This window comes from Gemmatimonadales bacterium (genome assembly GCA_030697825.1).
In the GTDB taxonomy this organism is placed as follows: domain Bacteria; phylum Gemmatimonadota; class Gemmatimonadetes; order Gemmatimonadales; family JACORV01; genus JACORV01.
Window position 1 is genome coordinate 1 of record JAUYOW010000140.1, and the last position, 8397, is coordinate 8397.

Annotated in this window: 9 protein-coding genes; 6 read left to right on the forward strand and 3 right to left on the reverse strand. The window is 69.2% G+C overall.

All coding sequences use genetic code 11. The features are described 5' to 3' along the window. The 3 genes from Q8Q85_07475 to rho all read right to left on the reverse strand — a co-directional run. Positions 1–430, reverse strand: a 430-nt coding sequence (locus tag Q8Q85_07475) for an endolytic transglycosylase MltG (protein MDP3774096.1), incomplete at its 3' end; no start/stop codon positions are given. Beyond that, on the reverse strand, positions 417–866 hold the full coding sequence (gene ruvX, locus Q8Q85_07480; protein MDP3774097.1) for a Holliday junction resolvase RuvX: 450 nt from the start codon (positions 864–866) through the stop codon (positions 417–419). The genes ruvX and Q8Q85_07475, both read right to left, overlap by 14 nt. Positions 867–874: 8 nt before the next feature. Then, positions 875–2125 (reverse strand): transcription termination factor Rho, encoded by a 1251-nt coding sequence (rho, locus tag Q8Q85_07485; GenBank protein ID MDP3774098.1) that lies wholly within the window; start codon positions 2123–2125, stop codon positions 875–877. 369 nt (positions 2126–2494) lie between these two features. Between rho and Q8Q85_07490 the strand changes: the two genes are divergently transcribed. From Q8Q85_07490 to Q8Q85_07515, 6 genes are all read left to right on the forward strand, one after another. After that, a complete protein-coding gene (locus tag Q8Q85_07490; GenBank protein MDP3774099.1) occupies positions 2495–2782 on the forward strand; it encodes a hypothetical protein in 288 nt (95 codons plus the stop codon). Between the two features lie 8 nt (positions 2783–2790). Continuing rightward, positions 2791–2988, forward strand: a complete 198-nt coding sequence (locus Q8Q85_07495) for a hypothetical protein (GenBank protein MDP3774100.1) — start codon at positions 2791–2793, stop codon at positions 2986–2988. Between the two features lie 30 nt (positions 2989–3018). After that, positions 3019–5430: an endopeptidase La gene (gene lon, locus Q8Q85_07500; GenBank protein ID MDP3774101.1), complete on the forward strand. Its 2412-nt coding sequence runs from the start codon at positions 3019–3021 to the stop codon at positions 5428–5430. Then, on the forward strand, positions 5427–6857 hold the full coding sequence (locus tag Q8Q85_07505; protein ID MDP3774102.1) for an amino acid permease: 1431 nt from the start codon (positions 5427–5429) through the stop codon (positions 6855–6857). Before lon ends, Q8Q85_07505 begins: the two co-directional genes overlap by 4 nt. Positions 6858–6916: 59 nt before the next feature. Further along, on the forward strand, positions 6917–7909 hold the full coding sequence (locus tag Q8Q85_07510) for a hypothetical protein (GenBank protein MDP3774103.1): 993 nt from the start codon (positions 6917–6919) through the stop codon (positions 7907–7909). Continuing rightward, a partial coding sequence (locus Q8Q85_07515; protein MDP3774104.1) for a choice-of-anchor V domain-containing protein occupies positions 7881–8397 on the forward strand: 517 nt, incomplete at its 3' end. The genes Q8Q85_07510 and Q8Q85_07515, both read left to right, overlap by 29 nt.

Consider the following 8397-nt stretch of genomic DNA (forward strand, 5'->3'; position numbering starts at 1 on the left):
CCTCACGCAGCGCGGGATCGCGCGCCGCGGCAAGGAAGGAGTCCCGCACCGCGGTACGGATCGAGTCGCGCGCCAGCCGCAGTTTCTCGGCCGCGAGGTCGGCGATCTCGACCACCGTGAGCCCCTCGGGCACCGTGAACAGGAAATCGTGCGTGCGACCGGTCTCGAGCGCGCTCACGATCGTGTTCCACCGCTCGCCCTCGGGAAACTCGTAGAGCCCGGGCCGCACCCGACGCGCCATGCCGCGCATCCGGGCGTACATCCGGAACTTCCATGACGAGGTCACGATGTGGTGCGCTACCAGCGAATCGGTGACGGCGACCAGCGAAGATCCGCGCGGCACGTAGACGTTGGCCTTGATGGCGTTAGGCGCCGGCCCGCCACACCCGGCCAGAAGAGCCGCGAGCGGGAGCAGCCTAAGCGCCCGCATGGCTCCGCTGAGAATCGAGCCATGACTGGAGGATCGAAACGGCGGCCATCTGGTCGATGCGCGCGCGTGAGTCCTTGTCCTTCACGCCCGCCCGCCGCGCCGACTTGATCGCGTGCGCCGTGGAGAGCCGCTCGTCCACGAAGCTGACCTTCCGGCCCGAACGCGCCGCGATCGCCTCGCCGAACGCGCGCGCCTCGCGGGCCGAGTCACCCTCCTCCCCCTCCGGCGTGAGCGGCAGGCCGACGACGACGTCCGTCACACCGTGTTCTTCCGCGAGCGCGACGACTTTGGCCACCGGCGCGCGATGGTGCGCGCGCCGGCTCAGGGTCGTCAGAGGTTGTGCGATGAGACGGCTCGGGTCGGAGATCGCTACGCCGAAGCGCTTGGTGCCCCAGTCCACGGCGAGCGCCCGTCCCGTGCCTTGGGCGGCTGGCAAGGGTTACTCTACCCCTGGGCCATCGTCGCGTAGAACTCCTTGTTGTTCTTGGTCCGCTTGAGCCGCTCGAGCAGGAACTCGATCGCCTCCACCGGCGGCATCTCCGAAAGGAACTTGCGCAGCAGGTAGACCCGGTTGAGCTCGTCCGCCGCGAAAAGCAGCTCTTCCTTCCGGGTCGCCGAGCGGTTCACGTCGATCGCCGGCCAGGTCCGCCGCTCCGAGATCCTCCGGTCGAGGACGATCTCCAGGTTGCCGGTGCCCTTGAACTCCTCGAAGATCACCTCGTCCATCCGGCTGCCGGTCTCGATGAGCGCCGTGCCGACGATCGTCAGCGAACCGCCGCCCTCGATGTTGCGCGCCGCGCCGAAGAACCGTTTCGGCTTGTGCAGCGCGTTGGCGTCCACGCCGCCGGAGAGGATCTTCCCCGAGTGCGGCACCACCACGTTGTGGGCGCGCGCCAGGCGGGTGATCGAGTCGAGCAGGATCACTACGTCCTTCCCGTGCTCCACCAGCCGCTTCGCTTTCTCGATCACCATGTCGGCCACCTGCACGTGGCGGTCGGCCGGCTCGTCGAAGGTCGAGGAGATCACCTCGGCCTTCACATTCTCCTCCATGTCCGTCACTTCCTCGGGCCGCTCGTCGATGAGCAGCACGATGAGGACGATCTCCGGATGGTTCTCGGTGATCGAGTTGGCCAGTTTCTGGAGGAGGATCGTCTTGCCCGCCTTGGGCGGGGAGCTGATCAGGGCGCGCTGGCCCTTGCCCAGCGGCGCCAGTATGTCCAGCACCCGCATCGAGACGTCGCCGTCCTTGCGTTCCAGCCGGATCCGCTCGTCCGGATAGCGCGGCCGCAGGTTGTCGAACGCGATGCGGTGCTTGGCCTTCTCCGGCTCCTCGAGGTTCACGACCTCGACCTTCAGCAGCGCGAGGTAGCGCTCGCCCTCTTTGGGCGGCCGCACCTGGCCGAGCACCGAGTCGCCGGTGCGCAGGTCGAAGCGCTTGATCTGGCTTGGCGATACGTAGATGTCGTCGGGGCCGTACAGGTAGTTCCAGTCCGGGCTGCGCAGGAAACCGTAGCCTTCCGGCAGGATCTCGAGCACGCCCTCGCCGCGGAGCACGGTGTCGGTGTCGAGCAGGTTCTGCTCGATGCGGAAGATGAGGTCCTGCTTCCGCAGCCCCGAGTAGTTCGTGATGTTGAGCTGCTCCGCCATCGCGTTCAATTCGGCGACGGACTTCTTCTTCAGTTCAGCAATGTCCACGGGTGGGAACTCCGATTGTGGTGCGGATGCCGGAGGGCGCAGCGCCCTCGGCGGTTTGGTTGCGCATTGTGGGATTAGTGTTTCCCGGCGCGAGCCGGGTTATGACGTGAATTGGTAAGGGGATTGAATCTCCGAAAGTGGGTTCAAAGCTAGGACTCCACTGGGCGGTGGTCAAGGGGAGAGCCGGGAGCAGTTCCAGCGGTTCCGCCGCCGCGGCTCCAGCCGGCGGCGCGCACGAAAGGGACGGCTCCCGGCTCCCGGCTCCTTTTTTGTATTGACCGAATCGCGTAACTCATTATATTGCTTCAAACTCGGAGGCTTTCACGGTGGCAGGCTCCGAGTTCGGGTACCCCCGTTCCGGAGGTTCCGATGCCGCTCCCCCAGGTCAGGCCGGTACCGCCCGAGCCTTCCGAGCCGTTGCTGCATGACCTGCCCCCGATCCGCTTCGAAGGGGTGCTGGTCGCCGTGCGCCTGGCCGTCCGCCGTACCGAGGACGCCATCTGGCGCGGTCGTCTCCACTTCGCCGAAGCCGGCGGGGACACCGAGCGGGTCACCGCGGAGATCTTCTGCGCCACCACGGAACAGGACCTCTGGCAGGCGGTCCGCGACTTGCGGGATCACAACCTGCGCGACCTATTTCGGTCGCTGACCACCTAGCGAGGCGCATGTCGACCGAGACCGAAGTCATCCGCAAACTCCGACACGACCTCGCCAACCCGCTTGCCGCGCTCCTCGCCGAGACCCAGCTCCTCCTGCTCAACGAAGCGACGCTCGATACGGAGACCGTCGAGGGATTGCGGGAGATCGAGGGGCTCGCCCGCCGGATGCGGGAGATGCTCGCCAACACGAGAGCCCAGGAATAACGCGCGGCGGGCGCCGCGCCGGGGCACGCCGTGAACCTCGATACCACAACTCGTGACGACCTTCGTGCGTGGGACGTGCCGTCCCGCGTGCCGCTGCTCGTGCTGCGCTCGACCCACGTCTTCCCGCTCGGTGTGGCGGCGGTGCAGGTCACCAACACCACCAACGTCGCCGCCATCCGTTCCCTGACGGCCCGCCGCAAAGTCGTGGTGATCGTGCGCGCCGACGCAGCTCAGGTGGAGGTCGCGGGCTTCGCCGGCCACCTCGGCGTGGCGGCGACGGTGCTGGACCGGATGAACCTCGCCGACGAGGCCGTGCAGATCACGCTCCAGGGCCGGCGGCGCGTGGCGATCGACTCGATCGACGTTTCCGGCGCGTGGCCCGTCGCCGCGGTGAGCCCGGTGTTCGACGCGGAGGAGGCGCGTCCCGAGGTGGACCGCCGGGCGGGCGCGGTGCTGCGGCTGGCCGAAACGCTGGCGAGCCTCGAGCCCGCGGTGAGCATGGAGTCGGTCGAGAACCTGCGCGCCAACGTTGAGGACGCGAGCCACTTCGCCGATCTGGTGGCGGCGCAGCTGCCGTTCACGCTCCCGCAGCGCGACCGGCTCGTGGCGGAGCCGAGTCCCCTGGCGCGGCTGGGCCTCCTCACCGACTTCCTCGCCGCGGCGGTCGAGCGCGCGCAGGTGCAGCGGGAGGTGGACCGCCTCACCGGGCTCCACGTCGAGCGCGGGCGCCGCGAATACCTGTTGCGCCAGCAGCTCGAGGCGATCCGCGAAGAGCTGGGCGACGAGGATCCGCTGCGCGAGGTTCGCGAGCTCAAGGCGCGCCTCGAGTCGCTCGCCATGCCAGACACGGCGCGGGCCGAGGGGTTGCGCGAGGTCGAGCGACTCACGCGGCTCTCTCCTTCTTCGGCCGAATACCAAGTCGCGCGCACCTACCTGGACTGGGTGTTGGATCTGCCGTGGGCGGTCGCCGCTCAGGAGCGCCGCCCCGACCCCGCGGCCGTCCGCGCGGTCCTGGACCTGGGCCACCTGGCGCTGGACGAGGCCAAGACCCGGATCGTCGAATACCTCGCGGTGCTCGGCCTCGCGCCCGCCGCCCGCCCGCCCATCCTCTGCTTCGTCGGCGCGCCGGGCGTCGGCAAGACCTCGCTGGGCCGCGCCATCGCCGATGCCATGGGCCGCCCCTTCGGCCGCATGAGCCTGGGCGGTGTGGACGACGAGGCCGCCATCCGCGGGCACCGCCGCACCTATGTCGGCGCGATGCCCGGCAAGATCATCCAGGAGATCAGGCGCCTCAAGACCAACAACCCGGTCGTCATGATCGACGAGATCGACAAGCTCGGGTCGGGCCGCCCGGGGCAAGGCGATCCCGCCGCCGCGCTCCTCGAGGTGCTCGACCCGGAGCAGAACGTCGGGTTCGTGGACCATTACCTCAACGTGCCCTTCGACCTCTCGCATGTCCTCTTCATCGCTACGGCGAACGTCGCGCCGCAGATCCCGGAGGCGCTGCTCGACCGGATGGAGGTCATCGAGGTCCCGGGGTACACGCTCGAGGAGAAAGTGGCGATCGCGCGCAAACACCTCCTGCCCCAGCTGCTCCCCGAGCACGGTTTCCTCGACAGCGAGATCGTCCTCGGCGACGAAACGCTCCAGCTGATCGTGAAGGGGTACGCCCGCGAAGCGGGCGTGCGCGGGCTGAGGCGGGACGTGGCCGCGCTGTTCAGGCGCGTGGCGACTCGGAAGGCTGCCGGCGCCAAGGGTCCCTGGACGGTGGACGACAAGCTCGTTGACGAGGTACTAGGGCAACCGCGGTTCGTGGACGGGCGCGCTCCCGCCGAGCCGAAGGTCGGAACCGCCAACGGCCTGGCGTGGACCGCCACCGGGGGCGACCTGCTTCCCGTCGAAGCGGTCGCGATGCCCGGCAACGGGGCATTCCAGGTGACCGGCCACCTCGGCGACGTCATGCTTGAGTCGGTGCAGGCAGCCGCGTCCTGGGTGCGCAGCCGCGCCGCCGACCTCGGCATCCCGGCCAAGCGCTTCCGCGACCTGGATGTTCACGTACACTTCCCGGAAGGCGCGATCCCGAAAGACGGCCCATCGGCCGGCGTCACGATCGCGGTCGTCCTCGCAAGCCTCTTCACGGGACGGAAGGTCCGCGCCGACATCGCGATGACGGGCGAGATCACGCTGACCGGCCGGGTGCTGGCGGTGGGCGGGCTGCGCGAGAAGCTTGGCGCGGCGGTCCGGGGCGGCATGACCGCCGTGGCCATCCCGGCCGCCAACGCGCCGGACCTGCGCGACGTACCGGAAAGTGTCAAGCGGACACTCAAGATCCACCTGGTCGAGACGGCTGACGAAGTCATGCGCCTCGCGCTGCCGCACGGGCCGGAGCCCGCGCCCCGCGCGAACAGGCGCCCCCCGCGGAGAAAGGGATCGAAACGGTGACCGAGAACCGGAGCGGGTTCGTCCGCGGCATAAATCTCACCGCCGCCATCGCCCTCGTCGTCGGCTCCATGATCGGGTCGGGGATCTTCCGCGTCTCGTCCGACATCGCCAGGCAGGTGGGCTCGCCGGGACTTCTGCTCGTGGTGTGGGGGCTGACCGGCCTGATCACGATCATGGGCGCCCTCACCCAGGGCGAGCTGGCCGCTATGTACCCCAAGGCCGGCGGCCAGTACGTCTATCTGCGCGAGGGGCTCTCCCCGCTGGGCGGATTCCTCTACGGATGGACGCTGTTCATGGTGATCCAGACCGGTACCATCGCGGCGGTGGCCGTGGCGTTCGCCGCGTTCCTCAGCGCTATCGTGCCGGCGGTGACGCCGGACGTCTTCCTCTCGCTGGGCCACCTCCCGACGCCGGGCGGCCTCATCGAGATCGGCATCTCGTGGCAGCGGCTCGTCGGCATCGGCACCGTGATCATCCTCACCTGGATCAATTCGCGCGGCGTGCGCGAGGGCGCGTGGATACAGATCGTGCTCACGACGGCGAAGGTCCTCGCGGTCGGCGGGCTGATACTCCTCGGCATCACGATCGGCCGTCAGCCGGAGGTCGCTTCGGCGAACCTCGACAACTTCTGGGGGTCCACTCCGTTCTCGCTGATGGTCCTGCCGGTGATCGGCGCCGCGATGGTGGGCTCGCTCTTCTCGTCCGACGCCTGGAACAACGTCACTTTCGCCGCGGCCGAGGTCGAGAACCCCAAGCGGAACCTCCCGCGCGCGCTGTTCACGGGCACGCTGGTGGTGAGCCTGCTCTACGTGCTCGTCAACGTTTCCTATCTCAACCTGCTGAGCCTGGACGCGATCCAGCACGATCCGCAGGACCGGGTCGGGATCACCGCGGGAGGAGTGCTGTTCGGCGACGCGGGCCGCACGATCATGGCCATAGCCATCATGGTCTCGACCTTCGGCTGCAACAACGGACTGATCCTGTCGGGCGCGCGGGTCTACTACGCGATGGCGCGCGACGGGCTGTTCTTCCGGAGCGCCGGCCGGGTGGATCCGGTCCGGCACACCCCCAAGGTGGCGCTCTGGGTGCAGGCCTTGTGGACTTCGCTGCTCTGCCTGTCGGGCACCTACGGCCAGCTGCTCGACTACGTGATCTTCGCGGCGGTGCTCTTCTACTTCCTCACGGTGATCGCGCTCTTCCGCTTGCGGGTCCTGAAGCCGGACGCCGAGCGGCCGTACCGGGCGTTCGGCTATCCCTGGATGCAGTGGATCTATCTGGTGCTCACCGGCGCCATCATGGTGAACCTGCTCTTCAAGAGGCCGCTCTATACTTGGCCGGGTCTCGCCATCGTGATGATAGGCATCCCGGTGTACTACCTGTGGAAGAAGGTCGGCGTGCCCGAACCGGCGGACCCGGCCGAGGCTTAGCGGACCGCGGTTCGCAGCTGCGCGCACCCCATAATGATGTGTCGCCACCGGAGGTCACGATGACCAAACGCTTCGCCTTGGCCGCCCTTGCGCTCCTCGCCGCGGCCCCCGCCCTCGCGCAGCAGCCGGCCATCGAGGAGTGGCAGGTCCCCTGGGAGCGCACCCGCCCGCGCGACCCATTTGTCGCGCGCGACGGCCGGGTGTGGTTCGTCGGCCAGACCGGGCACTACCTCGCGGTCTTCGACCCGGAAACGCGCCAGTTCCGGCGCTACGAGCTGGAACCCGGCACCGGGCCGCACAACCTGATCGTGGACCCGCAGGGCATGGTGTGGTTCTCGGGCAACCTGGTGGGCTATATCGGGCGGCTCGATCCGCGGGACGGCCGCATCACGCGCTACCCCATGCCCGACAGCACCGTGCGCGACCCGCACACGCTGGTATTCGACAGCCGCGGCGACATCTGGTTCACCGCGCAGGGCGGCAACGTCATCGGCAAGCTGGCGGTGTCCACCGGCGAGGTGCGCCTGGTGCGCGTGCCCACGCCCCGCGCGCGTCCCTACGGCATCGTGATGGACCGTAACGACCGGCCCTGGGTCGTGCTGTTCGGCACCAACAAGCTCGCGACGGTGGACCCCCGCACCTTCGAGCTCACCGAGTTCGAGTTGCCAAGGGCCACCGCGCGGCCACGCCGGATCGCGCTCACGTCTGACGGCGCGGTCTGGTACGGCGACTACGCCGGCGGGTTCATCGGCCGCTTCGACCCCGCGACGCACCAGGTTCGCGAGTGGCCGCTGCCGGGCGGCGCTTCGTCCCGTCCTTACGCCATGATGTCGGACGACCGCGACCGGGTGTGGGTGGTGGAGACGGGCGTCCAGCCCAACCGATTCGTCGGTTTCGACGCCCGGACGTTCCAGGTCATCGGGACGGCGCCCGTGCCGAGCGGAGGCGTGACGGTGCGGCACATGTACTACGACCCGCGCACCCAGACGATGTGGTTCGGCACCGACACGAACCAACTCGGTCGTGCGAGTGTTGCCCCGCCTCAGCCGTAGCGTCCTGCTGCTCGCGGCGGCCGGCGCCGCTCTGGCTCCCGCGGCGAAACGGGCGCACCCGGTTCCGGCCCCCGCCGGCCGCCTCGGGCACGCCGATGGGCCGCCGGCCGGACACACGGGCGGCTTCGGCGAGCCCACGTGCCGAGTCTGCCACGATGGCGAGCCGCTCAACGCACCCGAAGGCGCGCTCACCGTGGATGGTCTTCCCGAGACGTACGAGCCCGGTCGCGCCTACTTGTTGACCGTGGTCCTTCGCCATCCTTCCCTCAGGCGCGCCGGGTTCCAGCTCGCGGCGCGGGTCGCCGGGGGCGAGTACCGGGGCCTTAAGGCGGGAACGCTCCGGCCGGCGGGCCCGGGCATCACGGTGGTTTGGGAAGCGCGCCGCGGCGTCGCCTACGCGCAGCACGCCGATCCCGTCGTGCGCGAAGCCGGCGAGGCCCGGTGGCTGGTGCGCTGGGAAGCGCCAGCCGCCGAGCTGGGCCCGGTGG